Source organism: Sediminimonas qiaohouensis DSM 21189, assembly GCF_000423645.1.
GTDB classification, from domain to species: Bacteria; Pseudomonadota; Alphaproteobacteria; order Rhodobacterales; family Rhodobacteraceae; genus Sediminimonas; species Sediminimonas qiaohouensis.
Map to the genome: position 1 here is coordinate 70,389 of NZ_AUIJ01000013.1, position 25,576 is coordinate 95,964.

Annotated in this window: 26 protein-coding genes, 1 tRNA gene and 1 pseudogene; 11 read left to right on the forward strand and 17 right to left on the reverse strand. The window is 65.5% G+C overall.

From position 1 onward, the window contains the following. Positions 1 to 148: 148 nt before the first annotated feature. The 3 genes from G568_RS0112015 (at position 149) to G568_RS0112025 (ending at position 2,819) form a co-directional block, all read left to right on the forward strand. A complete protein-coding gene (locus G568_RS0112015) occupies positions 149 to 961 on the forward strand; it encodes a pseudouridine synthase (RefSeq protein ID WP_037374084.1) in 813 nt (270 codons plus the stop codon). 94 nt (positions 962 to 1,055) lie between these two features. Further along, positions 1,056 to 2,045 (forward strand): DUF2927 domain-containing protein, encoded by a 990-nt coding sequence (locus G568_RS0112020; RefSeq protein WP_245582938.1) that lies wholly within the window; start codon positions 1,056 to 1,058, stop codon positions 2,043 to 2,045. Between the two features lie 99 nt (positions 2,046 to 2,144). Then, positions 2,145 to 2,819, forward strand: a complete 675-nt coding sequence (locus G568_RS0112025; protein ID WP_026758275.1) for a nitroreductase — start codon at positions 2,145 to 2,147, stop codon at positions 2,817 to 2,819. 29 nt (positions 2,820 to 2,848) lie between these two features. On the opposite strand, the gene G568_RS0112030 is transcribed toward G568_RS0112025, so the two are convergent. Next, positions 2,849 to 3,265, reverse strand: a complete 417-nt coding sequence (locus G568_RS0112030; RefSeq protein ID WP_026758276.1) for an Hsp20/alpha crystallin family protein — start codon at positions 3,263 to 3,265, stop codon at positions 2,849 to 2,851. Positions 3,266 to 3,422: 157 nt separating this feature from the next. On the opposite strand from G568_RS0112030, the gene dtd reads away from it, so the two are divergent. Then, a complete protein-coding gene (gene dtd, locus G568_RS0112035) occupies positions 3,423 to 3,860 on the forward strand; it encodes a D-aminoacyl-tRNA deacylase (RefSeq protein WP_026758277.1) in 438 nt (145 codons plus the stop codon). 357 nt (positions 3,861 to 4,217) lie between these two features. Beyond that, complete coding sequence (locus tag G568_RS0112040) at positions 4,218 to 5,474, forward strand: DNA polymerase IV (protein ID WP_026758278.1); 1,257 nt, start codon at positions 4,218 to 4,220, stop codon at positions 5,472 to 5,474. A 7-nt stretch (positions 5,475 to 5,481) separates the two neighbouring features. Here the strand turns inward: G568_RS0112040 and G568_RS0112045 are convergent, their stop codons facing one another. Further along, a complete protein-coding gene (locus G568_RS0112045) occupies positions 5,482 to 6,345 on the reverse strand; it encodes an N-formylglutamate amidohydrolase (RefSeq protein WP_026758279.1) in 864 nt (287 codons plus the stop codon). 150 nt (positions 6,346 to 6,495) lie between these two features. Between G568_RS0112045 and G568_RS0112050 the strand changes: the two genes are divergently transcribed. Both G568_RS0112050 and ykgO read left to right on the forward strand, forming a co-directional pair. Beyond that, positions 6,496 to 6,570 (forward strand) — tRNA-Val (locus G568_RS0112050). 76 nt (positions 6,571 to 6,646) lie between these two features. After that, complete coding sequence (gene ykgO / locus G568_RS0112055; RefSeq protein ID WP_008562923.1) at positions 6,647 to 6,772, forward strand: type B 50S ribosomal protein L36; 126 nt, start codon at positions 6,647 to 6,649, stop codon at positions 6,770 to 6,772. 126 nt (positions 6,773 to 6,898) lie between these two features. Here ykgO and G568_RS20290 read toward each other — a convergent pair. The 3 genes and pseudogenes from G568_RS20290 to G568_RS0112065 form a co-directional block, all read right to left on the reverse strand. Then, positions 6,899 to 7,084: pseudogene (locus G568_RS20290) on the reverse strand (IS110 family transposase); the annotation flags it as partial. A gap of 331 nt (positions 7,085 to 7,415) precedes the next feature. Then, positions 7,416 to 8,192 (reverse strand): Bax inhibitor-1/YccA family protein, encoded by a 777-nt coding sequence (locus tag G568_RS0112060; protein WP_026758280.1) that lies wholly within the window; start codon positions 8,190 to 8,192, stop codon positions 7,416 to 7,418. A gap of 111 nt (positions 8,193 to 8,303) precedes the next feature. Further along, positions 8,304 to 8,525: a DUF1127 domain-containing protein gene (locus tag G568_RS0112065; protein WP_026758281.1), complete on the reverse strand. Its 222-nt coding sequence runs from the start codon at positions 8,523 to 8,525 to the stop codon at positions 8,304 to 8,306. 123 nt (positions 8,526 to 8,648) lie between these two features. Here G568_RS0112065 and G568_RS0112070 point away from each other — a divergent pair, with 123 nt between their 5' ends. Then, complete coding sequence (locus G568_RS0112070; protein WP_026758282.1) at positions 8,649 to 9,497, forward strand: LysR family transcriptional regulator; 849 nt, start codon at positions 8,649 to 8,651, stop codon at positions 9,495 to 9,497. A 72-nt stretch (positions 9,498 to 9,569) separates the two neighbouring features. Here G568_RS0112070 and G568_RS0112075 read toward each other — a convergent pair whose 3' ends face one another. After that, complete coding sequence (locus tag G568_RS0112075; RefSeq protein ID WP_026758283.1) at positions 9,570 to 10,529, reverse strand: NADPH:quinone oxidoreductase family protein; 960 nt, start codon at positions 10,527 to 10,529, stop codon at positions 9,570 to 9,572. Positions 10,530 to 10,795: 266 nt separating this feature from the next. On the opposite strand from G568_RS0112075, the gene G568_RS0112080 reads away from it, so the two are divergent. From G568_RS0112080 to G568_RS0112090, 3 genes are all read left to right on the forward strand, one after another. After that, positions 10,796 to 11,158 carry a helix-turn-helix domain-containing protein gene (locus G568_RS0112080; RefSeq protein WP_026758284.1) on the forward strand — a complete coding sequence of 121 codons (363 nt, stop codon included), beginning with the start codon at positions 10,796 to 10,798 and terminating at the stop codon, positions 11,156 to 11,158. A 54-nt stretch (positions 11,159 to 11,212) separates the two neighbouring features. Continuing rightward, on the forward strand, positions 11,213 to 12,013 hold the full coding sequence (locus tag G568_RS0112085; protein ID WP_026758285.1) for an inositol monophosphatase family protein: 801 nt from the start codon (positions 11,213 to 11,215) through the stop codon (positions 12,011 to 12,013). 153 nt (positions 12,014 to 12,166) lie between these two features. Further along, on the forward strand, positions 12,167 to 13,510 hold the full coding sequence (locus tag G568_RS0112090; RefSeq protein WP_026758286.1) for an 8-oxoguanine deaminase: 1,344 nt from the start codon (positions 12,167 to 12,169) through the stop codon (positions 13,508 to 13,510). Positions 13,511 to 13,526: 16 nt separating this feature from the next. Here G568_RS0112090 and ptsP read toward each other — a convergent pair whose 3' ends face one another. The 11 genes from ptsP to G568_RS0112150 form a co-directional block, all read right to left on the reverse strand. Further along, a complete protein-coding gene (gene ptsP, locus G568_RS0112095) occupies positions 13,527 to 15,770 on the reverse strand; it encodes a phosphoenolpyruvate--protein phosphotransferase (RefSeq protein ID WP_026758287.1) in 2,244 nt (747 codons plus the stop codon). A 66-nt stretch (positions 15,771 to 15,836) separates the two neighbouring features. Continuing rightward, complete coding sequence (locus G568_RS0112100; RefSeq protein ID WP_026758288.1) at positions 15,837 to 17,075, reverse strand: aspartate kinase; 1,239 nt, start codon at positions 17,073 to 17,075, stop codon at positions 15,837 to 15,839. A 111-nt stretch (positions 17,076 to 17,186) separates the two neighbouring features. After that, complete coding sequence (locus tag G568_RS0112105; protein ID WP_026758289.1) at positions 17,187 to 17,831, reverse strand: SDR family NAD(P)-dependent oxidoreductase; 645 nt, start codon at positions 17,829 to 17,831, stop codon at positions 17,187 to 17,189. A gap of 12 nt (positions 17,832 to 17,843) precedes the next feature. Continuing rightward, a complete protein-coding gene (locus tag G568_RS0112110; RefSeq protein ID WP_026758290.1) occupies positions 17,844 to 18,296 on the reverse strand; it encodes a DUF1178 family protein in 453 nt (150 codons plus the stop codon). A gap of 51 nt (positions 18,297 to 18,347) precedes the next feature. Beyond that, entirely contained in the window at positions 18,348 to 18,833 is a 486-nt protein-coding gene (locus G568_RS0112115; protein WP_026758291.1) for an NUDIX hydrolase, read from the reverse strand. 517 nt (positions 18,834 to 19,350) lie between these two features. Further along, positions 19,351 to 20,040 carry a phosphate regulon transcriptional regulator PhoB gene (phoB, locus tag G568_RS0112125; protein ID WP_026758293.1) on the reverse strand — a complete coding sequence of 230 codons (690 nt, stop codon included), beginning with the start codon at positions 20,038 to 20,040 and terminating at the stop codon, positions 19,351 to 19,353. Next, positions 20,040 to 20,762, reverse strand: a complete 723-nt coding sequence (phoU, locus tag G568_RS0112130; protein WP_026758294.1) for a phosphate signaling complex protein PhoU — start codon at positions 20,760 to 20,762, stop codon at positions 20,040 to 20,042. The genes phoB and phoU overlap by 1 nt, the downstream gene beginning before the upstream one ends. A 9-nt stretch (positions 20,763 to 20,771) precedes the next feature. Beyond that, complete coding sequence (gene pstB / locus G568_RS0112135; RefSeq protein ID WP_026758295.1) at positions 20,772 to 21,569, reverse strand: phosphate ABC transporter ATP-binding protein PstB; 798 nt, start codon at positions 21,567 to 21,569, stop codon at positions 20,772 to 20,774. A 21-nt stretch (positions 21,570 to 21,590) separates the two neighbouring features. Further along, the gene (gene pstA / locus G568_RS0112140) at positions 21,591 to 22,919 is read right to left on the reverse strand and encodes a phosphate ABC transporter permease PstA (protein WP_026758296.1); all 1,329 of its coding nucleotides are present in this window, start codon (positions 22,917 to 22,919) and stop codon (positions 21,591 to 21,593) included. After that, on the reverse strand, positions 22,916 to 24,388 hold the full coding sequence (pstC, locus tag G568_RS0112145; protein WP_026758297.1) for a phosphate ABC transporter permease subunit PstC: 1,473 nt from the start codon (positions 24,386 to 24,388) through the stop codon (positions 22,916 to 22,918). The genes pstA and pstC overlap by 4 nt, the downstream gene beginning before the upstream one ends. 87 nt (positions 24,389 to 24,475) lie before the next feature. Continuing rightward, a complete protein-coding gene (locus G568_RS0112150; RefSeq protein ID WP_026758298.1) occupies positions 24,476 to 25,516 on the reverse strand; it encodes a substrate-binding domain-containing protein in 1,041 nt (346 codons plus the stop codon). Between the last annotated feature and the right edge of the window lie 60 nt (positions 25,517 to 25,576).

Consider the following 25,576-nt stretch of genomic DNA (forward strand, 5'->3'; position numbering starts at 1 on the left):
GGTATCGGCGCTTTCGCAATGGCGGATTTTGCGCTAAGGCCTGTGCACAAACCGCCCACCGGCCATCCTACCGGCCTTTGCGGCGCCCCGGTGTCCCCGATAGCGCCGCATGGCTGCCCGCCCCCTGACCAAAAAGAGTGTTCCGACCGTGACCAATGACACCCCCAAGGGCGACCGCATCGCCAAGGTGATCGCCCGCGCCGGCCGCGCCTCGCGCCGCGAGGCCGAGCGCCTGATCGCCGAAGGCCGCGTCAGCGTCGGCGGCCGCGTCATCGACAGCCCCGCACTCAATGTCACGTCCGCCGATCGCATCGCGGTGGACGGCAAACCGCTGGCCGCACCCGAGCCGGCCCGCCTGTGGCTTTATCACAAGCCCACCGGCCTGGTGACGACCGAGCGCGACGAGAAGGGCCGCGCGACCATCTTCGACAAGCTGCCCCCGGACATGCCCCGCGTGATGAGCGTCGGCCGCCTTGATCTGAATTCCGAGGGGCTGCTGCTACTGACCAATGACGGCGCGATCAAGCGCCGGCTCGAATTGCCCTCGACGGGCTGGCTGCGCAAGTACCGCGTCCGCGTCAATGGCCGCGTCAGCGACGAGATGCTGGAGCCCCTGCGCCGCGGCATCACTGCCCAGGGCGAGACGTTCCAACCGATGAACGTCTCCCTCGACCGGCAACAGGGCGCCAACGCCTGGCTGACCGTCGGACTGCGCGAGGGGCGCAACCGCGAGGTGCGCCGCGCGATGGAAGAGGTCGGGCTTGGCGTCAATCGCCTGATTCGCATCTCTTATGGTCCGTTCCAGTTGGGGCAGCTCAAGCCCGGCCAGGTCGAAGAGGTGCGCCGCCGCGTGATGCGCGACCAACTGGGCCTTGATGCGGAAGCCGAGGGCCCCGCGCCGCGCCCCGGCGGGGCCAAGCGGCCATCCGGCCCCCGCGCCAGCCGCAAGCGCCGGTCCTAGACGCGCCCGCCCGCGCGCCCGCATTGCGGGCACTGGAATATTCGCCACGTCCTGCCTATACTTAGCCGATGTCACCACCCGCCCGGAGCGCCCGATGACACTTGTAGGTTGCCGCCGTCCCCCGATGATCACGCGATTGGTCCGCGCCGCGCGCGGCACCGCCCTTGGCACATCCCTCATCGCTACCGCCGCCTGCCTGCCCTTTGGCGAAATGGCCCCCTCGACCAAGCCGCAGGCGCGGCCCGACACCCTGCAAACCGGCCCGGCCGAGCCATCGGCGCGCAGTGCGCTGCTGTCGCGCTACTATGCCCGGATGGAGCGGCAGTTGCTGGCCAAGGGGTTGCTGCGCACCGATGGCGGCGGGCTGGACACGCCCTATACCGACACCATGCTGCTGCGCAATTTCGAGCGGATTGCGTTCTATGACGAATATCAGCGCGGCGCCGGGCTGATGCCCTCGGACGGGCGCCCCGGGGTGCTACGCCGCTGGGATGTGCCGGTGCGCCTTGGCGTGGAATTCGGCGCCTCGGTGGGACCCGAGATGCGCAAGGCCGACCGGGGCACGCTGGCGCGCTACGCCGAGCGCCTGAACGGGGTCACGGGCCATTCCATCCGCATGGTGGACCGCAACCCCAACTTCCTGGTGCTGGTCCTGGGCGAGGATGACCGCGCGGACGCCAAGGCGCGCGTGCGCCGCCTCGTGCCACAGATCGACCCCCGCGCGATGGAGCTGTTCGACAGGATGCCGCGCGCGGTGCATTGCTTTGTCTTTGCCTTCTCGGGCGAGGATAACGATTCCGCATACCGCCGCGCCGTCGCCGTTGTCCGGGCCGAGCATCCCGACCTGCTGCGCCGCTCCTGCTATCACGAGGAAATCGCGCAGGGGCTGGGTCTGCCCAATGACAGCGCCGAGGCGCGGCCGTCGATCTTCAACGATGATGACGAGTTTGCCCTGCTGACCGCGCATGACGAGAAGCTGTTGCAAATGCTGTATGATCCGCGCCTGAAGCCCGGCATGGCGCTCCGGCAGGCCCGCCCGACCCTGCGCCGCATCGCCGCCGGGCTGGTGGGCGGATCGGGCTGACCCGGCTGCCCCGGCGACACTCCGCCCGGGGTCTTCCCCTCCTGCGGCGGGCCGGCTATGCCAATGGCTGATCACCGGGGAAACGCACGGGGAAACGCCATGACCGACAGCTTCCAGACCCTCTCGGATCTTCTGCACACGCGCCATAGCTGCCGAGGGTTTCGCCCCGATCCTGTGCCGCGCGACGTGGCCGAACGTATCATCGCCGCCGCCGGGCGCGTGCCGTCGTGGTGCAACGCGCAGCCGTGGCAGGTGATCGTCACCACCCCGCCGCAAACCGTAGCCCTGAGCGATGCGCTTTTGCATGCCGTGCAAACCGACGCCCCCGCGCCCGACCTGGACTGGCCCAAGCGTTATACAGGCGTCTACCAGGACCGTCGCCGCACCTGCGGCTTTCAGCTCTACGAGGCGGTCGGCATCGACCGCGGCGATCGTGACGCGCGCCACGCGCAGATGCTTGAGAATTACCGCTTCTTCGGTGCTCCGCACGTGGCCATCGTCACCTCCGATGCCGATCTGGGGCCCTACGGCGCGATGGATACCGGTGGCTTTGTCGCGGCCTTTACCCTTGCCGCGCAGGCCCTTGGCGTGGCCAGCATCCCGCAGGCGGCCATCGCCGCCTACGCGCCGACCCTGCGCCGGGTGCTGGATATCCCCGATGACCGCCTGATCCTGTGCGCGATCTCGTTCGGCTATGCCGATCCCGATCACCCGGCCAACACCTTCCGGACCGAGCGCGCGCCGCTGGACCAGGTGATCGACTGGCGCACCTGATCCGCGCGGGCCGCGCGCGCGGCGGGGCCTCAGCCCTTGGTGATCTTCACCTTGCTCGATGGTGCCTCATCAGGCCCGCGCTTGGGCACCGACAGGGTCAGGATACCGTCCTTCAGTTTTGCCGCCACCTTGTCGCCGTCTGCGTCCTGCGGCAGGCGAAAGGCGCGGCTGAAGGCGCCGTATTGTCGCTCGCTGAAGTACCAGGTATCGCCCTTGTCCTCGCGCGTGGCTGATTTCTCGCCCTTGACGGTGATCACGCCATCGCTGACCGACACGTCGATATCGCCCTCCTCGACGCCCGGTAGCTCCATCGTGATGGTATAGGCGTCATCACCCACGCTGGCGTCCGACGCCGGCGCCAGCCAATCGGCCACCCGTGAGCCGACCGCCTTGAACGGCTCGTAAAGCGATGGCCACAACCCTGCGGTATGAGATTTCTCTACCATTTCATCCTCCTTTTTCGTGTTGCATTTCAAACACTTCTGGAACGATGACACAAAAATATATGTTCGTCGTTGATCCGCGTCAATTTCCGCTTGCGCCCGCGCGGCCGCCGGCGGCATGCTGCCGCTCGCATCCTGTCCTAACCCGAAAGGCCCCGATATGCGCGCCCTCGTTCAACGCGTCACCCATGCCTCGGTCAGCGTCGAAGGCGCTTGCGTCGGGCGCACCGGCCCCGGCCTTTTGCTGCTGGTCTGCGCCATGCAGGGCGATACCGAGGAAAACGCCGCGAAACTGGCGTCCAAGGTCGCCCGCCTGCGCATCTTTCGCGACGAGGCGGGGAAAACCAACCGCTCGGCCCTTGATGCGGGGGCCTCCGCGCTGGTGATCAGCCAGTTCACCCTTGCCGCAGACACCTCGCGCGGCAACCGCCCCGGCTTTTCCGCCGCCGCCGCCCCGGACGTAGCCGAGGCGCTGTACCTGAGCGTGGCCAAGCACCTCGAAACCCTCGGCATTCCCACCCAAACCGGCCAGTTCGGCGCCGAAATGCAGGTGGAGCTGACCAATGACGGCCCGATGACCATCTGGCTGGAGGTGTGATCAGGCCGGCGCGGCTCCTCAACCATTCGCTCACTAACCGCCCGAATAGCGCCGACAGGCGCCGGGCGAGCGGTCATGCCAGAGGCATGCTTTCAGCATGACCCGTCCCGGCGGGCTGGCGCTTTGGAGGGGTGGCACTACCGTTGATAGGACGGAGGTATGCGGCGGGATAAAGCGCGCCGCCAAACCGTTGCAGCGCCATCCCACGGGCTGGCGCGCGCCCGGCTTGCACCACTCCCGCCACCAACCACAAAGACACGAAAACCAATTACACCTTACATTTCAACAACTTACAATTTTATTCCCATAGTGAAACATCGCTGTCGCCTGCCCCGCGCACCCTGCTATAATGCCCCCATGCCCGCCCTTTGCCGCGATTGCCTGACCACCTTTGACGCCGGCGCCCGCTGCCCCGCCTGCGCCAGTCGCCGCGTGGCCGCCCACCCCGAGCTGTTCTCGCTCTCTATCGCCCACATGGATTGCGACGCCTTCTATGCCAGCGTCGAAAAACGCGACAATCCCGATCTCGCCGACAAGCCGGTCATCATCGGCGGCGGTGCCCGCGGCGTCGTCTCGACGGCCTGCTATATCGCCCGCATCAGGGGCATCCATTCGGCCATGCCTATGTTCCAGGCCCGCCGCCTGTGCCCCGAGGCGGTCGTGATCCCCCCCAGGATGGAGCATTACGCCGCCATCAGCCGCGAAATCCGCGCCATGATGCAAGAGATGACCCCCGCGGTCGAGCCGCTCTCGCTTGACGAGGCCTTCATGGACCTCGGCGGCACCGCCCGCCTCCACGGCGCGCCCCCCGCCGTCATGCTGGCCCGCCTGATCCGGCGGATGCGGGACGAACTGGGCATCGCCGGCTCGATTGGGCTGAGCCACAACAAGTTCCTGGCCAAGATCGCCTCGGACCTCGACAAGCCGCACGGCTTTTCCGTGATAGGGCAGGCCGATACCGACGCCTTCCTGCGCGACAAACCCGTTAGCCTGATCTGGGGCGTCGGCGCCACCTCGCGCGCCGCGCTTGAAAGGGCGGGCATCCACACCTTCGCCGATCTGCTGCGGTGGGACCGCTCCGATCTACACGCCCGTTTCGGCAGCATGGGAGAACGGCTCTGGACCCTCGCCCGCGGTCAGGACACTCGCCGCGTTTCGGCCAATCACCCGGTGAAATCCATCTCGAACGAGACCACGTTTGCCACCGATACTGCCGATCCCGACGTGCTTGACGGGCACCTGTGGCGGCTGGCCGAAAAGGTGTCGGACCGCGCCAAGGCGCGTGACCTAGCCGGGCGGGTTGTCACGCTCAAGCTCAAGACAGCCGATCATCGCCTGCTCACCCGCCGCCACAGCCTGCGCGACGCGACCCATTTCGCCGATACCATCTACCGCGCTGCGCGCGATCTGTATGATCGCGGCGGTGCCTCCGCCGGCCCCTTTCGCCTGCTGGGTGTCGGCCTTTCGGATCTGTGCCCCGCCGCGCAGGCCGACCGCTCGGGCGATTTGCTGGATCCGGCCGCCACCGCCCGCCACGCCACTGAGCGCACCACCGACGCGATCCGCCGCCGCTTTGGGGCCCAGGCGATCCGCAAGGGCCGCTCCCTGCGCTAGGCCGCCCCTACTCCGCCGCCAGCGCCCCATCCCCCGCCGCACCGATCAGGGCGATGTCCGCCACGACGCCGCTCATCACCTGAACGAAGGCGTCGAAATCGCCGTTGGGCCGCACCCGGCGCTCGTCCATGTAGAGGCTGCGATCGATCTCGATCTGGATGACGTGCTGATTACGCAGGGGCCGGCCGTAATGCTGCACCGTGTAAGCGCCCGCGAAGGGGGCGTTGCGCGCGGTCACCAGGCCGGCACGGGCAAACGCCGCCTCGACCCGCTCGACCACCGCGGCGCCAGCCGCCGCGCCGAACCTGTCGCCCAGCACCACGTCGGGCCGCTTTGCCCCATGCCGCGCCACGCCGTCCACCGCCTCGTGCGGCATCGAGTGGCAGTCGATCAGGATCGCCTGGCCGAACCGCTCATGCGCCTCCTTCAATAGCGCGCCAAGCTGCGCATGGTAGGGGCGCCAACAGGTCGCGATACGCTGATGCGCCTCGCTCAGCGGGATTTTCCCACGATAAAGCGCGCGCCCCCCCGCCACGACCCGCGGGATCACCCCCAGCCCCGAGGCGATGCGCGGATTATGGGCCACCGCCCGCGCCCCTTCGACGATGGCCGGGTCAAGCTCTTCCGCGCTGCGGTTCAGATCCACGTAGGCGCGCGGCACATCCGCCAGCAACAAGGGCGCGCCGTGACGCGGCGCCGCCGCGATCAGCCGGTCAACATAGGCGTCCTCGGACGACCGGATATCCGTCCCCCCGACAACCGCCCGGGCAAGGAAGTCCTCGGGATACTTGCGCCCGCTATGCGGCGAGGCAAAGATCACGCAGGTGTTGCGCTCGGCGGGCTGAACGATATGAAAGGGTCGGCTTGGCATCGGTCCTCCTGACATACCAAGTTATAGCGCGATAAATTGCCTTGCCAAAAGCCCTTGATCCCCCTGCCGACTCCTTTTATAGACACGCGAACCGGCGCGGAATATCCGCGCCCCTCTTATTCGGAGGGGTCGAATTTCCGTCGGGATCATGGGCGATTAGCTCAGCGGTAGAGCACTTCGTTGACATCGAAGGGGTCACTGGTTCAATCCCAGTATCGCCCACCATGATTTCACTGCCCCGCCAACGGGGCGCCCGCAAACCCAGGCGCAAGGCCCGCGCCGCGACAGACAGGAGACGACCATGAAGGTCAAAAACTCGCTCCGCTCGCTCAAGAACCGGCACCGCGACTGCCGTGTCGTGCGCCGCAAAGGCCGCGTCTACGTGATCAACAAGACCCAGCGCCGCTTCAAGGCACGCCAGGGCTGATTACCGCGTTGCAGTCTTTCAAAGGTCGCTGCCATTGGCATGCGGCCTTTTTGGTGTTGTTGGCGTCCTCAGTCTAGCATTGAAAGAGGCCGCCCTCCCCCGCGCGGCATCAAGTATCCGTCCGTGTCAATCGGGTTTTGGGTGCCATGTCCTGTCCTCGCGGATGAGTGTGTTGGCGAGTTGAACGAGTTTTCGCATGAGTGCGGTGAGCGCGACCTTGTGAGGTTTTCCGGCTTCACGCAGGTGTCTGCGCCCGCCCTCTATCCTCGCCTTGCCGCGCCAGGTGCCGGATTGCCGGGTCATCAGGGCGGTCCGGTCGCGCACCAGGCCCGAGCGGGCGACATGCCGCTGCGTATCCGTTCAGGCCTCATGCGAAGACGGCGGTCGATCTCACTTGATTACGGTCCTGACAGACCGGGCGCGAAACGATCCTCCGGCGTGACCGGCACGGCGATTTGGCTGACACCTGCGCATCGCTTTGAGGTTCTTCGGATTTGGCTGTCATAAAGTGCCCGCACCAACGTAGGATCGCCGCACCGTGGCCCGACGATGCGCGGCTTCTCGGCCGGGCGGGGCGTGCCCCCACGAAAAAGGGCCGGTCGCTATGTGCGCCGGCCCTGATACATGTCTGTCGGTGGTTCCGCTATTCCTGCTGGCCCATGAACATCAGCAGGAACTGGAACATGTTGAGGAAGTCCAGGTACAGGCTGAGCGCGCCGTGGATGGCGGATTTGTCCAGCCATTCCTGATCGCCATGGGCGGCATGTTGCAAGTACATGTTCTTGATGTGCTGCGTGTCATAGGCCGTGAGGCCCGCAAAGATCAGCACGCCAAGCGCCGAGATCGCGAACATGATCGCGGGCGATCCGAGGAAGATGTTGATGATCATCGCCACCAGCAGGCCGATCACGCCCATGATCAGGAACGAACCCCAGCCCGAGATGTCCTTTTTCGTGGTGTACCCCCACAGAGACAGGCCCGCGAACGCGATGGCCGTCACCAGGAAGGTCTGCACGATCGAAAAGGACGTGTAGAAGATGAAGATCGAGCTGAGCGACACACCGATCAGCGTGGCAAAGACAAAGAAGAACAGCTGCGCCGCCTGCGCCGAAGCGCGTTGCATCACGGCGCCAAAGCCAAAGACCATCAGCAGCGGTGCGAACATGATCACCCATTTCAGCGGCGTCGTGTAGATCAGCGCGCCGAAATTGGTCAGCATCTTGCCATTGCCGATCTCACCCACTGCCATGGCCGGATCGGTCGTGGTGGCAATGCCCGAAATCGCCCATGCCGCCAGCGCGGTAATGAGCATGCCCACGGACATGGTGCCGTAGACCTTGTTCATGTGGGCGCGAAGCCCCTCGTCAATCTGGGCGGCGCTTCTGCCGGCCGCCGTCCGGATCGTGTTGAAATCAGCCATTCATGCCTCCGATGGTGAACCTTTGATGCCCGTCAGGACTCTCAGGATGAATATCGTGCACGGTGTGCATGTTTTCAAGGCTTTCCGGTGGCGTGCCCGCAGTTTTCAGGTTTAGCGCAGCCAGTGCTGCGGCACGTCCCAGATCGGGCGGTTTGCCTCGGACAGGGCCGTGTCGCGGGTCAGGCCGATATCGCGCAGGGCATGTTCGTCCAGCCGGGCCAGTGCGCGGCGCTGGACGCGCACGGCCAGCATGCCGCGCAGGCGGCTCAGGACGCCGGGGCGGCGGGGGGCGGTGCAGGCGGTGTCGCGGCGGGTAGAGGTCAGGGTCGTCATGGCGGATACCTTCGCAAATGTGATCGGTAATCGGGGTTGCATCATCTATGGTGATGTATATGGGGTTGCGCCGCATTTTAAAATTAATATTTATTAGCTAACGCATAAAAAACGGTGATGAATATGAGAAACCTTGACGTCACGACCCTTCGCTCGTTCATCGCGGTGGCCGACACCGGTGGCGTAACCCGTGCCGCAGGGCAGCTCAACCTGACGCAATCGGCGGTGTCTATGCAGGTCAAGCGGCTTGAGGACATGCTGGGTCAGACCCTGCTGGAGCGGGCCAATCGCAGCGTCTCGCTGACCGCCTCGGGGCAGCAGCTTCTGGGCTATGCGCGGCGGATCGTCGAGGTGAACGACGACGCGATCTCGCGCCTGACGGACCAGGTGTTCGAGGGCGAGATTGTGCTGGGCGTGCCGCATGACGTGGTCTACCCGGTGATTCCCAAGGTGTTGCAGCGGTTCCATGCGCAATACCCGCGCATGCGGGTCAATCTGCAGTCGTCCTATACCACCGGTCTGAAGCGGCAATACGCGCATGGCGAGATCAACGTGATCCTGACCACCGAAGGCGGCGTCGATGCCGGCGGCGAGACGCTGGACGAGGTGCCCCTGCGCTGGATCGGGGCGCCGGGTGGCAGCGCGTGGAAACGGCGGCCGCTGCGCCTTGCCTATTGCCGCTATTGCAAGTTTCGCGACGGCGATATCGGGCGGCTGGACGACGAGGGGATCGAATGGGAAATGGCGGTGGATTCGGACTCTGACCGTACCGTTGAGGCCACGGTCAGCGCCGATCTGGCGATCACCTCGATGCTGGAGGGGCACGCGCCGCCGCACCTGGAATGCATCAACTCGGGCGGCGAGCTGCCGGATCTGGGCATGCAGAAGATCAACCTTTACGGTGGCCAGGCGCGCGACGAGATCCAGCGAGACCTGTGCGCCATGATCCGTGAGGGGTTCGCGGCCCGCTGAGCGCGGCCCGGCCCTTCATCTTGCCCAAAATACTCCCGCCGGAGGCGTCCGGCCGTCCCGCCCGGCGCGGCGTCAGGGGGTGATCACCACCTTGCCGGTGGCGCGCCTCTCGCGCAGCAGGGCCAGCCCCTCTTCGGTGCGCTCCAGCGGCAAGATGTGGCTGACATGGGGTTTGATGCGGCCCTGCTGGTACCAGCCAAGCAAGGTGCGCAGGCTGTCGGTCAGGACCTCGGGTCGGAATTTCAGGTACCCGCCCCAGTAGAGGCCCAGCACGCTGAGGTTCTTGACCAGCAGGTGATTGGCGGGGATTTGCGGCACCTCGCCGCTGGCAAATCCGATCGGCAGCAGGCGCGCTTCGGGGTTGCAGGCGCGAAACGCGGCCTGCCATTGCTCGCCGCCGACCGGATCATAGACCACGTCGGCACCGCCGAGTGCGCGCACCTCGGCGCGGATGTCCTGGCGCGCGGCGTCGATCAGGTGGTCGGCGCCTGCCTCCGCCGCGACGGCAAGCTTGTCCTCGCCGCGCGCGCAGGCGATCACGGTTGCGCCCATCAGCTTGCCGATTTCCACCGCGGTCAGGCCCACGCCGCCCGCCGCGCCCAGCACCAGAAGCGTCTCGCCCGGCAGCATCCGCGCTCGATGATCCAGCGCGACATGGCTGGTGCCATAGGCGATCTGGAATGCGGCGGCGTCGGTGGCGGGCATGTCATCGGGCAGGGGCACGGCGCGGGCCGCATCGAAACAGCCCCATTCGGCCAGCCCGCCCTGGCCGCCGAACACCGCGACGCGGGTGCCCGGCGCGGGGCCCTCCACGCCGGGCCCGAGGGTATCGACGGTGCCGGCCACCTCCATCCCCAGGGTATAGGGCGGCTCGGGCGTGTCCTGGTACTGCCGCTTGAGCATCAGCAGGTCGGCGAAGTTCAGGCCGCACGCCTCGATCCGCAGACACAGCTGGCCGGGGCCGGGCGCGGGGCGGTCGATCTGGCGCAGCGCGCCGGTGGCGGAGCTGTCGGGGATATGGAAGGCGCGCATGGCGGCCCTTTCGGGTTGGTTGCACCGGGGGGTAGATAGGCGCGCGGCCGTGCGGGTGTCAAATATCGTGCGCCGGGGCCGCGTGAGCGGCGCAAAAGTATAGGGTGCCGCGTATGCGGTGCATTTTCCGGCGCAATTGGCTAAAACGCTTGGTCATAAGCAAATGTAAGCGTTTGAGGCAGAGAATTTGGTGGCAAGGGCCCGGCCGCGTGTCCGGGGGCGCGCAAGGGCCGCGACGCATGATTGATGTTACGAGGAGAATCGATGTGCCACATCCAGTGGATCGCCACGTTGGGCAACGCATTCGGCAAAGGCGCTGGGCACTCGGCGTCACGCAGGGCCAGTTGGCCGAGCAGGTCGGGATCAAGTTCCAGCAAATCCAGAAATACGAGACCGGCGCAAACCGCGTGAGCGCCTCGCGCCTTTGGGACATTGCAAGGACGCTGGGCGTGACCGTCAGCTACTTCTTCGAGGGTATGGACGTGGAAGGCGCGGACGCGCCCGCGGATGAAAAATGCGCGGCGCCGAACAAGGAGGCGGAGGATCTGGTGCGCTCGTACTACGCGATCCCGGCCAGCCAGCGGCGGCGCTTGTTCGATCTGGCGCGGGTCCTGTCCAGCGCCGCTTGAGCATGGCGCGCGCCCGGGGTAGGCAGGCCCCCGGGTGCGACAAGGGGCAGGGCCATGACACGAGCGGATGCAGCAGAGCTAAGGCAGGTGGCCGAGCAGGTGGCGGATGCCGCGCGGGCGGCGGTGCTGCCGTGGTTCCGCGCGCAGGAGTTGACGGCGGACAACAAGCTATCGGCCGGGTTCGACCCGGTGACCGAGGCCGACCGCGCCGGCGAACGCGCGATGCGCGAGGCGCTGGCCCGGTTGCGCCCCGATGACGCGGTGATCGGCGAAGAGTTCGGCGCCACGGCGGGGCAAAGCGGCCTGACCTGGGTGCTGGACCCGATCGACGGCACGCGCGGGTTCCTGTCGGGCACGCCGACATGGGGCGTTTTGATTGCCGTGGGGGACGCGGGCGGCCCGGTCTACGGCGTGATCGATCAACCCTATATCGGCGAGCGGTTTCGCGGCGGTTTGGGCGTGGCGGCGATGGACGGACCGCAGGGCACGCGGGCGCTGTCGGTGCGCGGGGATCGGCCGCTGGACCAGGCGATAGTGTTCACCACCTTTCCCGAGCTGGGCACCGAGGCCGAAGGCGAGGCTTTTGCCAAGGTGGCGGCGCGGGCGCGGCTGACGCGCTATGGCATGGATTGCTACGCCTACGCGCTGCTGGCGGCGGGGCAGATCGACCTGGTGATCGAGGCGGGCCTGTCGGACTACGACATACAGGCGCCGATGGCGGTGATCGAGGCCGCGGGCGGCATCGTGACCGATTGGCAGGGTGGCCCGGCGCAGCATGGCGGCCGGGTGATCGCCGCAGCGGGGCGCATGCAGCACGATGCGGCGCTGGAGGTGTTGGCGAAAGTGCCTGCCTGAGCCGCCTGCGCCCGCCTGCGTGCGTTGCATCTTGATCGCGCGGCGCGTTGCGGGGCATGATGTGCGGATACGCCGCGTGGCTCTTGGCCCTTTTCCGCCGCGCGGGTGGGCGTAAACCGGACGAGGGGGCGTTTGCAGCCAAAGGGGCGTGCGATGCCTGAGACACTGATCCGAAATGCCGATCTGATCCTCACAATGGACGACGCGCGACAAGAGCTGCGTGGCGCGGATATCGTGACCGGCGGCGGCGTGATCAAGGCCGTCGGCGCGAACCTAGGCGCCGAGGGGCGTGCGGTGATCGACGCGCGCGGTTGCGTGGTGACTCCGGGGTTGGTGAACACGCACCATCACTTGTTCCAGACCCTGACCCGGGCGGTGCCGGGGGCGCAGGACGCGCTTCTGTTCGGGTGGTTGCAGGCGCTTTACCCGGTGTGGGCGCGGTTTGGCCCCGAGGAAATGCGTGTGTCCGCGCAGGTGGGGCTGGCGGAACTGGCGCTATCGGGCTGCAGCCTGAGTTCCGATCATCTGTACCTGTTCCCCAACGGCGCGCGTCTGGACGACACGATCGAGGCGGCGGCGGAGATCGGCATGCGATTTCATCCCACGCGCGGCGCGATGAGCATCGGCCAAAGCGCGGGCGGGTTGCCGCCCGATGCGCTGATCGAGGACGAGGCCGCGATCCTTGAGGATTGCATTCGGGTGATCGACCGCTACCACGATGCGCGCGAGGGCGCGATGTGCCGGGTGGGCGTGGCACCTTGCTCGCCCTTCTCGGTCAGCCGTGAATTGATGCGCGACGCGGCCCTGCTGGCGCGGGACAAGGGGGTGATGCTGCACACGCACCTGGCCGAGAACGACGAGGACGTGGCCTATTCCCTGGCGACATTCGGGTGCCGGCCGGGGCAGTATGCGCAAGACCTGGGATGGACCGGGCCGGATGTGTGGCATGCCCATTGCGTGAAGCTGGACGCGCCCGAGATCGCGCTGTTCGCGCAGACCGGCACCGGCGTCGCGCATTGCCCCTGTTCCAACTGCCGGCTTGGCAGCGGTATCGCGCCGGTGCAGGCGATGCGGCGCGCCGGTGTGAAGGTGGGCCTTGGCGTGGACGGATCGGCCAGCAACGATGCCGGCAACGTCGCCGCCGAGGCGCGGCAGGCGATGCTGTTGCAGCGGGTCGCGCAGGGGGCGAATGCGATGAGCGCGCGCGCGGCGCTGGAGATCGCGACGCGCGGCGGCGCCGATGTTCTGGGCCGGCCCGATTGCGGGCGGATCGCGCCGGGCAAGCGCGCCGATATCGCCATCTGGGACATGCGCGGCGTGGAAAGCGCCGGAAGCTGGGACATCGGCGCGCTGTTGCTGGCGGGGCCGGTGCGGGTGCGCGATCTGCTGATCGAGGGGCGGCAAGTGGTGCGCGATGGGCAGATGACGACGCTGGACATGGACGCGGTATTGCGCCGCCAGCGGGCGTTGGCGGCGGCGCTGGCCAGTGGACCCTGAGCGGGCGGGCGGTTGGCTACATCTCGCGGCGCAGCCACTCCATCACCGCGGGGCGCACGGATTGCTCACCGCTTTGCATGGCGGTTTCGATCACGTCGCCGAGCGCCACCAGATCGACGCGGCGCAGCATATGCTTGACCGGCCCGATCGAGGCGGGGCGCATCGACAGGGTGCGCACGCCGATGGCGGCAAGGCACACGGCCTCGACGGGGCGGCCGGCATCCTCGCCGCAGAACGACAGGTCGGTGCCGGTGTCGATGCAGCGTTGCACGATATTCTTGAGGAATGTCAGGAAGCTGACGTTCAGGGTGTCATAGCGTTTGCGCACGCGCTCGTTCTCGCGGTCGGCGGCGAAGAAGAACTGCTTGAGGTCATTGCCGCCGATCGAAAGGAAATCCACCTCGCGAAAGAACTTGTCGGGGGCGAAGGCCAGCGAGGGCGTTTCCAGCATCGCGCCGATTTCCAGGTTTTCGGGCAGGGTATGGCCAAGGATGCGCTCGCGCGCGATGGCCTTGTCCATCTCGGCCTTGGCGGCCTTGAACTCCTCGTACTGGGCGACGAAGGGGAACATGATGGTCAGCGGCCGGCCATTGGCAGCGCGCAACAACGCCTGCAACTGCATGCGCATGACGCCGGGCTTGTCGAGGCCGACGCGGATCGCCCGCCAGCCAAGCGCGGGGTTCGGCTCGTCATGCGGCTTCATGTAGGGCAGCACCTTGTCCGAGCCGATATCGAGCGTGCGAAACACCACCCGCTTGCCATGAGCGGCATCCAGAACGCGGGAATATAGCGCGCTGAGTTCCGAGCGTTTGGGCATCTGGTTGCGCACCAGGAACTGTAGCTCGGTGCGGAACAGGCCGACGCCCTCGGCGCCGGAGCTGTCGAGGCTGGGCAGGTCGGCCATAAGCCCGGCGTTCATGTGCAGGTGGATGCGGGTGCCGCACAGGGCTTCGGCCGGTTTGTCGCGTATCGAGGCGTAGCGTTCCTGCGCCTGCGCCTGCATGGCGATCTTGTCTCGGAAGGCGGCGGCGACGGTTTCATCGGGGCGCAGGTGCACGACGCCATGATCGCCATCAACCATGATGTGATCGCCGTTCAGGGCCTCGGTCGTGATGTTGCGGGCATGGATCACCAGCGGGATCGCCAGCGCCCGCGCGACGATGGCGGCGTGGCTGCCGACGGACCCTTCCTCAAGCACGATGCCCTTGAGCGAGCGGCCGTAATCAAGCAACTCGCCGGGGCCGATATTGCGCGCGATCAGGATCGGGTCGGCGGGCATTTCGGCGCCGGTATGGTTGCCCTGGCCGGTGAGGATACGCAGCAGCCGGTTGCTGAGGTCATCGAGATCGTGAAGGCGGTCGCGCAAGTAAGGGTCGGTGACCTGTGCCATGCGGGCGCGGGCGGTGGACTGTTCCTTTTCGGCGGCAGCTTCAGCGGACAGGCCGCGGCCTATATCCTCTTCCATCCGGCGCAGCCAGCCTTTGGAATTGGCGAACATGCGGTACGCCTCGAGAACCTGAAGCTGTTCCTTGTCGCCGGTCTGTGCGCCTTGCAGCATCTGGTCGACGCTGACGCGCAGGGTATCTACGGCCTCGGTCAGGCGCTCAAGCTCCTTGGCGGGGTCTTCGGCGATGGGGTTAGTGACCACGACGCGCGGCTCGTGCAGCCAGACATGGCCCTGCGCGGCGCCTTCCTGTCCTACGCTGCCGCGCACCAGAACCGCCTGCTGATGACGCGCCGACAGCGCCGCGCCTTCGCCCACGAAGGCGCCCAGTTCGGCCATCTCAGCCAGGACCATGGCGACCACTTCCAGCGCATAGACCTCGTCTGCGGAAAACTCGCGCGCCTGTTTCGACTGCACCACCAGCACGCCCAGCTTTTCGCCAAGGCGCTGGATCGGGACGCCGAGGAAGGAGGAATAGCGTTCCTCGCCGGTTTCGGGCATGTAGCGAAACCCCGGCGCCGAGGGCGCGTCGGCGGTGTTGACCGGCTGGCCGCTGCGCGCGACGCGGCCGACAAGCCCCTCGCCCAAACGCATGCGGGTTTCGTGTACCGCCTCGGGCTGCAGGCCCTCGGTGGCGCACAGCTCCAGCGTTTCCTCGTCGCGAAACAGGTAGATCGAGCAGACCTCGGTGCCCATGGAATCGGCTGTGATGTTGGTGATGTCATTCAGACGCGCCTGCCCGGCGTTGTCCTCGGCCATGGCCGCGCGCAGGCGGCGCAGCAGTTTGCGACTTTCCGATTCCGTTTGTTCGGGCATTGGCCTGCCTTCATTTCCCACGCCCGGCCAACCGCCGGGGGCCCAGTTTACAGGGTGTCGCCGGGATCAGGCCAGTTTTTCCAATTCAAACGCATCATGCAGTGCCTGAACCGCGAGTTCCATGTATTTCCGGTCGATCAGCACGGAAATTTTTATCTCGGAGGTTGCAATGACCTTGATGTTGATCCCCTCATCCGAGAGCGTCTTGAACATCTTGGCGGCCACGCCCGATTGCGAGCGCATGCCGATTCCCACCGCAGAAACCTTGGCGACATCGCTGTCGGTGATCAGGTCGTGATAGTTGATGGCGCCGCTTTGCTTGGCCCCTTCAAGGGCCTTTTCGGCGCGCTGCACCTGGTTGGTGGGGCACGAAAAGGTCATGTCGGTGCGCCCCTCCTCGGAAATGTTCTGAATGATCATGTCCACGTTGACGCCCGCCTCGGACAGCGGCCCGAAGATGGCGGCGGCAATGCCGGGGCGGTCGGCCACCGACACGAGGGTCATTTTCGATTCTTCGCGGCTGTAGGCGATCCCAGAGACGACACGCGATTCCATGTTTTCCTCCTCGTCGCAAACCAGCGTTCCTGCGCTGTCGGACTGTTCATTGAGACTGCTGAGTACGCGCAGTTTGACGTTGTAGCGCATCGCCAGCTCGACCGAGCGGGTTTGCAGCACCTTGGCCCCGAGCGAGGCCAATTCAAGCATTTCCTCGAACGCGATCTTGTCGAGCTTGCGCGCCTTGGCGCTGATCCGTGGGTCGGTGGTATAGACGCCGTCAACGTCGGTGTAGATATCGCACCGCTCGGCGTCGAACGCGGCGGCAAAGGCCACGGCGGTGGTGTCCGATCCGCCCCGCCCCAGGGTTGTGATGCGCCCCTCGGGCGAGATGCCCTGGAACCCGGCGACGACGGCCACGCGCATGCCCTCGGCGAACTTGGTGCGGATGTTGTCGGGTGGGATGTCCTCGATCCGGGCGGCGGAGTGGGCGCTGTTGGTCTTGAGCGGCACCTGCCAGCCCTGCCAGCTACGCGCGGGGACATCCATTTCCTGAAGCGTCAGCGCCATCAGGCCGGCGGTGATGTTCTCGCCCGACGAGACCACGGCATCGTATTCGCGCGCGTCGAAGAGCGGCGAGATTTCGTCGACCCAACCGACCAGCTCGTTGGTCTTGCCGGACATGGCCGAGACGATGACGATCACGTCGTAGCCCTTGGCGACCTCGACGCCGACGCGTTTGGCGGCGCGCTTGATCCGGTCGAGGTTGGCGACCGAGGTGCCGCCGAATTTCATCACGAGAACGGGCATGGACCCCCCATTGTCAGGTAGCGCGGGGTTTAGGCCCTGCGGGGGCAAAGGGCAAGACGGATTGCGACGCATCACCGCGGCCCGGCGGCAACGGGCGGAGGGCAGTCCGCGTTAAAACGGGTGCTCCTGCCCGTCCCATGTCAGGAACTGGCCGGTGGTGTCCATCGACAGCGCATCGAAACGGCGCACCAGGCCATCGGCGGATTGATCCGTGTCGATTGCGGCGCTGTCGCCGCCCATGTCGGTGCGCACCCATCCGGGGTGGTAGATGCCCACGGCGATACCAAGCTGTGACAAATCAGCGGCCAGGTTGCGGCCAAGGTTGATCGCGGCGGCCTTGGACGCGCGGTAGATGTAGCTGCCGCCGGGGGCGCGGGTGCTGCTGCCCATTTGCGAGGCGATGATCGCCACCTTGGGGGCGGCGGCCATTTGAAGGTTGGGCAAAAGCGCCTGCACGGTCAGGAATACGCCGGTCACGTTGGTGGCGAAGGTGTCCGCCCACATCTGCGCGGGGTACCCATCGGCGAGGTTTTCGTACTTGTCGGGGTAGGTGCCAGCGTTGCAGATCAGCAGATCAACCGCTTGCCCATCAAGCGCATGCGCCATCGCGCGGTGCGCGGCCGGGTCGGTCACGTCAAGCGGCAGAAACTCGGCCCCTTGCCGAGCGGTTGCGGTGACTTTCCATCCGGCGGTGCGGTAGCGCGCATCGAGCGCGGCGCCGATACCGCGGTTGGCGCCGGTGATGACGGCATGCATATATTGGTCCCTTCAGTTGGATTTGTCACGCGGGCGGAATGGCAGGGGCAGCACCGGCACGCCGTCCTCAAGCAGCTTGCGCGCCTCGTCCGGCTTGGCCTCGCCGTGAATGGCGCGGGTTGGGGCGGTGCCCTCGTGCATTGCGCGGGCCTGCGTCGTGAAATCGCGCCCGACATAGTCCGAGTTTGCCTCGATCTTGCGGCGCAGCTCGGCCATGGCCTGCTCAGCGGGGGTGGCGGGGGCGCTGAGCGCGCCGTGCTCTTTGGGCGGCTCCGGTTCCTCGGTGCCTTCTGAGGCGCGCCCGGAATTCAGGTGCGGCGCCATCAGTGCCTTTTCGACATTGGCCGAGCCGCAAACCGCACAGGTGACCATGCCCGACGCCTTGAGCTTGTCGAAGGCGCTGGCGGATTGGAACCAGCTATCGAAGCGGTGGTCGTTGTCGCATTTGAGGGAAAACTGGATCATGGGCCGATTTTTTCGTTACCTGCGGGTAATCTATGCACAAATGCGCGGCGATCAAGTCTTGCGCGATCGCAGGGCGGAGGGATCGAAGTTGCGGATGATATGCGCGAGCTCCGGCTCGGTAATGCGGGCGGCGGCCTTTTTGCGAGTGAACCACTTGCGGCGGCGCTGATGGGATTCGGGGTAGTCGTTCGCCAGCGACTTGACCTTCACGGGGTAGACCATTGCGATGCAAGGCAAGGTTTCGTCCTGTCCTATCACCTTGGGGTAGGAGAATAACCCGATGCAGCGCTCGATCGGTCGGCCCTTGACGCCGGCCTCTTCCCAGGCTTCCTGCAGGGCGCTTTGGGCGGGGGTCATGTTTTCGATCGGCCAGCCCTTGGGTACGATCCAGCGGCGCGAGCCGCGGCTGGTGATCAACAGGACCTCGGGGCGGCCGCGATGGATACGGTAACACAGGGCTGCAAACTGCGTTCTGACATCGCTTTTATGCGATGCGCGGAACTTCAGCGGTAGCTGATCCTGTCCCTGAAACGTCACGCGATTCCCTCATGATTACCGGCCTGCGCGCGGCGCGCTGTCTTGCCGTGCAGCATACCGCAGGGGCGTGGGCATATCCAGACAAGCGGTGTCATGCGCGATATTCACAAATTTGCCCCCGGATCGCCGGGCGATCCGGTTCGCGCCCGGCCCCGCCCCCCAGGGCGGGCGCGAATTGATCCGACGTTTCAAAAGGCTGCAGCGCTGGTTTTTTGCATGACCCGCGCGCCAAGCCTTGCCGCGCCCACCCTCGGGGCCGGGCGCGAACCTGACGGTGTGCCCATGTCAATGCTGCTGAACTTGAAGCCATAGTGCTAGCGGTATTGAGTCTTAGATCATAAAAATATCCAGCATATAACGCCGATTCTTGTCTGAATCGGTGAATTAACCACACTTATCCACAGTAAAATCAATGATTTGACCGGCGCGCGCCGGGTCGAAACCAGCCCAGCGCGATTCATCTTGGTCTGTCAGAGACATACGCGGATAACATGATCCGCCGCATGAGCCGCACGCCTCAGCCGAGCGCGTAGCCCGCGCCGCGGACCGTGCGCAAGGGGTCTTCGCCGCCGTGGCGCGTCAGGGCCTTGCGCAGACGCCCGATATGCACGTCCACGGTGCGCGTGTCGACGTAGATATCTCGGCCCCAGACCCGGTCGAGCAGTTGTTCGCGGCTCCAGACGCGGCCGGGTTTTTCCATGAAGGTGGCCAGCAGGCGAAACTCGGTCGGGCCGAGCTTGAGCAACTCGCCGTCGCGGTGGACCTTGTGCGCCTCGGCGTCGAGGATGATGTCGTCGAATTCCAGCGTCTCGCCCACGGTCGAGGGGCGGATACGGCGCAGTTGCGTGCGCACCCGCGCCATCAGTTCGACCACCGAATATGGCTTGATCACGTAGTCGTCCGCGCCGGTTTCCAGACCGCGCACCCGGTCCACCTCTTCGGAGCGGGCCGAGAGCATGATGATCGGGATGCGGCGCGTCTCGGGGCGCATCTTGAGACGGCGGCACACCTCGATCCCCGACACGCCCGGCAGCATCCAGTCCAGCACGATGATGTCGGGGGCTTGTTCCTCGACCAGAAGCAGCCCCTCGTCGCCGGTTTCCGCGCGGAACACGGCAAAGCCCTCGGCCTCGAGGTTGTAGGCGAGAACCTCGCGCTGGGCCGGTTCGTCCTCGATGACCAGAACGGTGGGTTTGTCGGCGGACATTAGTCGTCATCCTCATTGGAGGTGTCGAAGGAAGTGGAATCGCCCTTGGGGCGGTCCTCGTCAGGAAGCTCGCCGGTGACGAGGTAGATCGTCTGCTCCGAGATCGAGGTGGCGTGGTCGCCCATGCGTTCGATGTTCTTGGCGATGAAGTGCAGGTGCATGCATGCGGTGATGTTGCGCGGGTCTTCCATCATGTGCGTCAGCAACGAGCGGAACAGCGTGTTATACATCTGGTCCACTTCGAGATCGCGCAGGCGCACATCCTCGGCCTTGTGCTCGTCGCGCTGGATATAGGCATCGAGCGCGTCGGCCAGCATCCGCTCGACCATGCGTGACATGCGGCGCAGGGCCGAGACGGTGCCGTTGATCTGCGGCAGGTCCACCAGCACGGTGGTGCGCTTGGCGATGTTCTTGGCGTAGTCGCCGCACCGCTCGAGGTGCGAGCTGATGGTCATGACCGACAGCACCGTGCGCAGATCACCCGCCGTGGGCGAGCGCAGGGCCAGAACGCGAGCTGTTTCGGCTTTGATGTCCTCGTCCATCTGGTCGATGATCTTGTCGTCGCGGCGGATCTGTTCGCCAAGCTCCAGATCGCGCGCCTCGAGCGCCTTGATCGAATTGGCGGTGGCCATTTCGACCTGCCCGCCCATTTTCATGATCATGGCCTGAAGGGATTCAAGATCGCGGTCAAAGGATGAAACGATGTGTTGGGAGGTCATGATAGGGCTCCGTTATCCGATCCGGCCGGTGATGTAGCTTTCGGTCCGGGGGTCCTGCGGATTTGTGAAAATGCTGTTGGTGTCGTCGTATTCCACCAGGTTGCCGAGGTGGAAGAAGGCGGTTTTCTGGCTGACGCGGGCCGCCTGCTGCATCGAGTGGGTGACGATCACGACCGAGAACCGCTGCTTCAACTCGTCGATCAGCTCCTCGACCTGCGCGGTCGCGATCGGGTCTAGCGCCGAGCACGGCTCGTCCATCAGCAGCACCTCGGGTTCGGTGGCCACCGCGCGGGCGATGCACAGGCGCTGTTGCTGGCCGCCCGAAAGGCCGGTGCCGGGCGTGTCGAGGCGGTCTTTCACCTCGTCCCAAAGCGCGGCGCGGCGCAGCGATTTCTCGACGATCTCGTCGAGTCCCGCCTTGTTCTTGGCCAGCCCGTGGATCTTGGGGCCATAGGCGACGTTGTCGTATATCGACTTGGGAAACGGATTGGGTTTTTGGAACACCATGCCGACCTTGGCGCGCAGTTGCACGGGGTCGACATCGCGGTGATAGATGTCTTCGTCATCGAGCCGGATGTCGCCCTCGACACGGCACGAAGCGATGGTGTCATTCATGCGGTTCAGACAGCGCAGGAAGGTCGACTTGCCGCAGCCCGAAGGCCCGATGAAGGCGGTGACGGTCTTGTCCTCGATGTCGACATCGACATCTTTGATGGCATGGGTGTCGCCGTAATAGACTTGCACGCCATGGCAGCGAAACTTGATGTCTTTCTGATCCACGGAGCTATCCCTTCTTGGTATGTCGTACATCGTGAGATCCGTCCCGGGTTGTTACCAGCGGCGCTCGAAACGGCGGCGCAGGATGATGGCAATGATGTTCATGGTCAACAGGAAGGCCAGCAGCACGATGATGCCGCCCCATGCCTTCTCGTAGAAGCTGGCATCGGCCCGCGCCGCCCAGGTATAGATCTGTGCCGGCATGGCCGAGTTGGGATCGACGAACCCCGAAACCACGCCGTCGGGATAGCCGCGTGCGACGAAGCCCACCATGCCGATCAGCAGCAGCGGCGCGGTTTCGCCCAATGCCTGCGCAAGGCCGATGATGGTGCCGGTCAGGATACCCGGCATGGCCAGCGGCAGGACGTGGTGAAAGACCGACTGCATCTTGGACGCGCCCACGCCAAGCGCCGCGTCGCGAATGGATGGCGGCACTGCCTTAAGCGATGCGCGCGTCGAGATGATGATGGTGGGAAGCGTCATCAGCGTGAGCACGAGCCCCCCCACCAGCGGCGCCGATTGCGGCAAATGCATGAACTGGATGAACACCGCCAGACCCAGGATACCGAACACTATCGACGGAACGGCGGCCAGGTTCGAGATGTTCACCTCGATCAGGTCGGTGAAGCGGTTTTGCGGTGCGAATTCCTCAAGGTAGATCGAGGCGGCCACGCCTATCGGCAAGGATAGCACCAGCACCACCAGCATCATGAAGAACGAGCCCACGACCGAGGCGCCGATCCCGGCGCCGCCGGGGTTGTCCACGCCCGAATCCGCCCCGGTGATGAAGGTCCAGTTGAAGCTGGATTTCATGACCCCGGTGTCCACCATCACGTCCACCAGATCGAGATCCGTCTTCATCATGAACCGGCTGTCCTGAATCGCATCGCGGGTCAACTCGCCGTTGAGGTACCTGTCGACACGGGACGCGGCGGCAAGCTCGAACTTGACCGGCTTGCCGACCTTGGCGGGATTGGCCTGGTAGAATTCGCGCATCGTGCTGCCGACCTTGCCCAGAAGCCGTTCGATCGCCTTGGGATCGAACGCGACCTCGACGCCGTTGTTGGTAAGTTGACGGTCAAGCGCGGCGACGAACAGGTCCTGGTAGGCCTTCGTCTTGAAAAGCTGGCTCTCGGCGGCGTCGATGTCTGCCGGAGACACCGTGAGTTCCACCTCGACAACCGTCCGCGTGAAGGCCGGGGCCCCCGAGCGCACGATCGACACGGCCAGCACCGCCAGGAAGAAAAGCCCGACGGCGATCGCGGCCATGCCATACGCCTTGAAACGCCTCTCGGCCGCGTTGCGCCGCTTGGTGAGGGCATCCTGCGCGCGCAGTGAGCGTTTGGGGGCCTCGCCGCCAGTGTTGAGCGATGCGTTTGTCATTCGTACTGCTCCCGGTACTTGCGCACGATGTAGAGGGCCAGGACGTTCAGCCCCAGCGTGATGACAAAGAGCGTCATGCCGAGTGCGAAAGCAACCAGCGCCTCGGGCGAGGCGAAATCGGCGTCGCCGGTCAACTGGCTGACGATCTTGGCGGTTACGGTGGTCATCGCCTCGAACGGGTTGAGGCTCAGCCGTGCCGCGGCGCCGGCGCCCAGGACAACGATCATCGTCTCGCCGATGGCGCGGCTCGCGGCCAGCAGGATGGCGCCCACGATGCCGGGCAGCGCGGCGGGCAGCACGACCTGCCGGATGGTTTCCGATTTCGTGGCGCCCAGCCCGAAAGAGCCGTCGCGCAGCGCCTGCGGCACCGAGTTGATGATGTCATCCGACAGCGAACTGACGAAAGGAATGAGCATCACCCCCATCACCAGCCCCGCGGTCATCACTGCGGTGCCCGCCTGCATCCAGCCCAGCCCCTCCTTGCCGAACACCGCCAGCAGAAGCGGCCCGACCGTCAGCAGCGCGAAAAGGCCGTAGACGATGGTCGGGATACCGGCCAGCACCTCGATCATGGGCTTGGCAATGGACCGCACGTGCTTTGACGCGTATTCCGACAGGTAGATCGCCGAGAACAGCCCGATTGGAACCGCGACCAGCAGCGCGATGAGCGAGATGTAGAAGGTCCCCCACAGCAGCGGCAGCACGCCCAGCTCGGAGCTGCCGCCACGGCCCGAGAAACTCGGCGCCCAGTTGGTCCCGGTGAAGAAATCCCACGCCGGGTAGAGGCGGAAGAACTCGATGGTGTTGAAGATCAGCGACAGCACGATGCCCAGCGTGGTCAGGATCGCAACCGACGCCGCCGCCACGAGAATGGCGCGCATGACGCGTTCCACGGCATTGCGCGCCCGGAACAGCGGGACCGATTCCCGCAGCCCCCAGAGCGCCCCGGCCAGCGCCACGAGCAACACCGCGATCGCCATCATCATGTCGCCGGTGGCGCTCAGCAGCCGGTAGCGCTGCGCCGCGTGCAGGATGGTCTGGGTGATGTCGGAGGTCACGATCTGCCCCGCGTCCTTGAGGCGTTGCGTGATGTCCGTGATATCCGCGCGGGCATTGCGCGCGAAGTCTTCGGTGATGACGCCCTGCGCGACCGCGTTTTCCAGCCCGGTCGCCGCGCGGCGCACTTCCGCCATCACGAGGCCGAGGCTGGAGCCTTCGTCGATTTCGCTTTGCGGGATCATCCCCGAAACGGCATTCTCGACGACGAAGGGCTGCACGATCATCCAGGCGATCAGCAGCAGGAACGACGGCACCGCCACCTTGAGCGCAACATTTGAGCCGTAATACGAGGGAAGCGAGTGCAACTCGCGCCGGTCGCCCCCCGCACGCGCCAGCGCGCGTTGCCGACCTAGGATATACCCGGCACCGGCAATCGCCAGCACGGCCACGATGATCCAGATAACAGGCATGCCACCCCACCGGTTTCTTTTCAAAAGGTCCTAAAAGACGATAACGGGGGCGGCGAAATATGCCGCCCCCGATTGGGCCGGGTCAGCTCAGGAGTCGCTGCCCATGGTCACTTCGTTGGCAATCATTTCCTGGGTCTTGGCCAGTTCCGGATCGGCAACCAGGCCATAGTTGGCCAGCGGGCCGGAGGGGCCTGCGATCTCGTCGGCGGTGAAGAACTGCGCGTATTCCTTCAGGCCGGGGATCACGCCGATATGTGCCTTCTTGATGTAGAAATACAGCGGACGCGAGACCGGGTATTCACCCGACGCGATGGTTTCGGTCGACGGCGAGACGCCGCCCATCGTGGTCACCTTCAGCTTGTCGGTGTTGTTCTCGTAAAACGCCAGGCCGAACACGCCGATGCCGTTGGGGTTGGCATCGATGCGGGCGAGGGTCTCGGTGTAGTCGCCGTCGATGTCGACCGACGCACCGTCCGTGCGCACGTCGAGGCAGGCATCCTCGGCGTCGTCTTCGCTCATGCCCGAGTCCATCATCGCTTCCATGGTGCCGGTGGCTTCGCAGCCCTTCAGCAGCACCTTGTCCTCGAACACTTCGCGTGTGCCGTGCTTGGTGCCGGGGATGAACATGGCAATGTCGGCGGCCGGCAGGTCGCTGTTGAAGTCGGCCCACTGCTGATGCGGGTTGTCGACCAGTTCACCGTCGACCAGGACGGTGGCGCCGATGGCGTTGAAGATGTCGGAGGGCACGAACGCGTCGTAGGCCGGGCCCGACTGCTGGCTGGCGAAGACGATGCCGTCATAGCCGATGCGGACTTGGATGATGTCGGTCACGCCGTTATCGGCGCAGGCCTTGATTTCCTTTTCACGGATCGCGCGCGATGCGTTCGCCACGTCGATGGTGTTCTCGCCGACGCCTTCGCAGAACCGCTTGAGGCCGGCCGAGGACCCGCCCGATTCCACGACCGGGGTCGGGAAGTCGGTGTTTTCGCCGAACAGTTCGGCAACGATCGATGCATAGGGAAGGACGGTCGAGGACCCGGCAACCTGAACGTTGTCGCGGGCTGCGGCCGAAGTCGCGGACACGGCAGCCAGTGCCAGGGCCGAAACGGTGAGTTTGGTGTAGGACATGAAAGCTCCTGCTATCGGTGTTTCAGAACAGAACGTGCCCCGGGTAGGCGGATTGCATGA

Excerpts from the sequence above, each read along its gene's own strand:
- G568_RS0112020 (WP_245582938.1), top strand. The coding sequence starts at position 1,056 with ATGACACTTGTAGGTTGCCGCCGTCCCCCGATGATCACGCGATTGGTC.
- G568_RS0112025 (WP_026758275.1), top strand. The coding sequence starts at position 2,145 with ATGACCGACAGCTTCCAGACCCTCTCGGATCTTCTGCACACGCGCCAT.
- G568_RS0112030 (WP_026758276.1), bottom strand. The coding sequence starts at position 3,265 with ATGGTAGAGAAATCTCATACCGCAGGGTTGTGGCCATCGCTTTACGAG.
- dtd (WP_026758277.1), top strand. The coding sequence starts at position 3,423 with ATGCGCGCCCTCGTTCAACGCGTCACCCATGCCTCGGTCAGCGTCGAA.
- G568_RS0112040 (WP_026758278.1), top strand. The coding sequence starts at position 4,218 with ATGCCCGCCCTTTGCCGCGATTGCCTGACCACCTTTGACGCCGGCGCC.
- G568_RS0112045 (WP_026758279.1), bottom strand. The coding sequence starts at position 6,345 with ATGCCAAGCCGACCCTTTCATATCGTTCAGCCCGCCGAGCGCAACACC.
- ykgO (WP_008562923.1), top strand. The coding sequence starts at position 6,647 with ATGAAGGTCAAAAACTCGCTCCGCTCGCTCAAGAACCGGCACCGCGAC.
- G568_RS0112060 (WP_026758280.1), bottom strand. The coding sequence starts at position 8,192 with ATGGCTGATTTCAACACGATCCGGACGGCGGCCGGCAGAAGCGCCGCC.
- G568_RS0112065 (WP_026758281.1), bottom strand. The coding sequence starts at position 8,525 with ATGACGACCCTGACCTCTACCCGCCGCGACACCGCCTGCACCGCCCCC.
- G568_RS0112070 (WP_026758282.1), top strand. The coding sequence starts at position 8,649 with ATGAGAAACCTTGACGTCACGACCCTTCGCTCGTTCATCGCGGTGGCC.
- G568_RS0112075 (WP_026758283.1), bottom strand. The coding sequence starts at position 10,529 with ATGCGCGCCTTCCATATCCCCGACAGCTCCGCCACCGGCGCGCTGCGC.
- G568_RS0112085 (WP_026758285.1), top strand. The coding sequence starts at position 11,213 with ATGACACGAGCGGATGCAGCAGAGCTAAGGCAGGTGGCCGAGCAGGTG.
- G568_RS0112090 (WP_026758286.1), top strand. The coding sequence starts at position 12,167 with ATGCCTGAGACACTGATCCGAAATGCCGATCTGATCCTCACAATGGAC.
- ptsP (WP_026758287.1), bottom strand. The coding sequence starts at position 15,770 with ATGCCCGAACAAACGGAATCGGAAAGTCGCAAACTGCTGCGCCGCCTG.
- G568_RS0112100 (WP_026758288.1), bottom strand. The coding sequence starts at position 17,075 with ATGCCCGTTCTCGTGATGAAATTCGGCGGCACCTCGGTCGCCAACCTC.
- G568_RS0112105 (WP_026758289.1), bottom strand. The coding sequence starts at position 17,831 with ATGCATGCCGTCATCACCGGCGCCAACCGCGGTATCGGCGCCGCGCTC.
- G568_RS0112110 (WP_026758290.1), bottom strand. The coding sequence starts at position 18,296 with ATGATCCAGTTTTCCCTCAAATGCGACAACGACCACCGCTTCGATAGC.
- phoB (WP_026758293.1), bottom strand. The coding sequence starts at position 20,040 with ATGTCCGCCGACAAACCCACCGTTCTGGTCATCGAGGACGAACCGGCC.
- pstB (WP_026758295.1), bottom strand. The coding sequence starts at position 21,569 with ATGTACGACATACCAAGAAGGGATAGCTCCGTGGATCAGAAAGACATC.
- pstA (WP_026758296.1), bottom strand. The coding sequence starts at position 22,919 with ATGACAAACGCATCGCTCAACACTGGCGGCGAGGCCCCCAAACGCTCA.
- pstC (WP_026758297.1), bottom strand. The coding sequence starts at position 24,388 with ATGCCTGTTATCTGGATCATCGTGGCCGTGCTGGCGATTGCCGGTGCC.
- G568_RS0112150 (WP_026758298.1), bottom strand. The coding sequence starts at position 25,516 with ATGTCCTACACCAAACTCACCGTTTCGGCCCTGGCACTGGCTGCCGTG.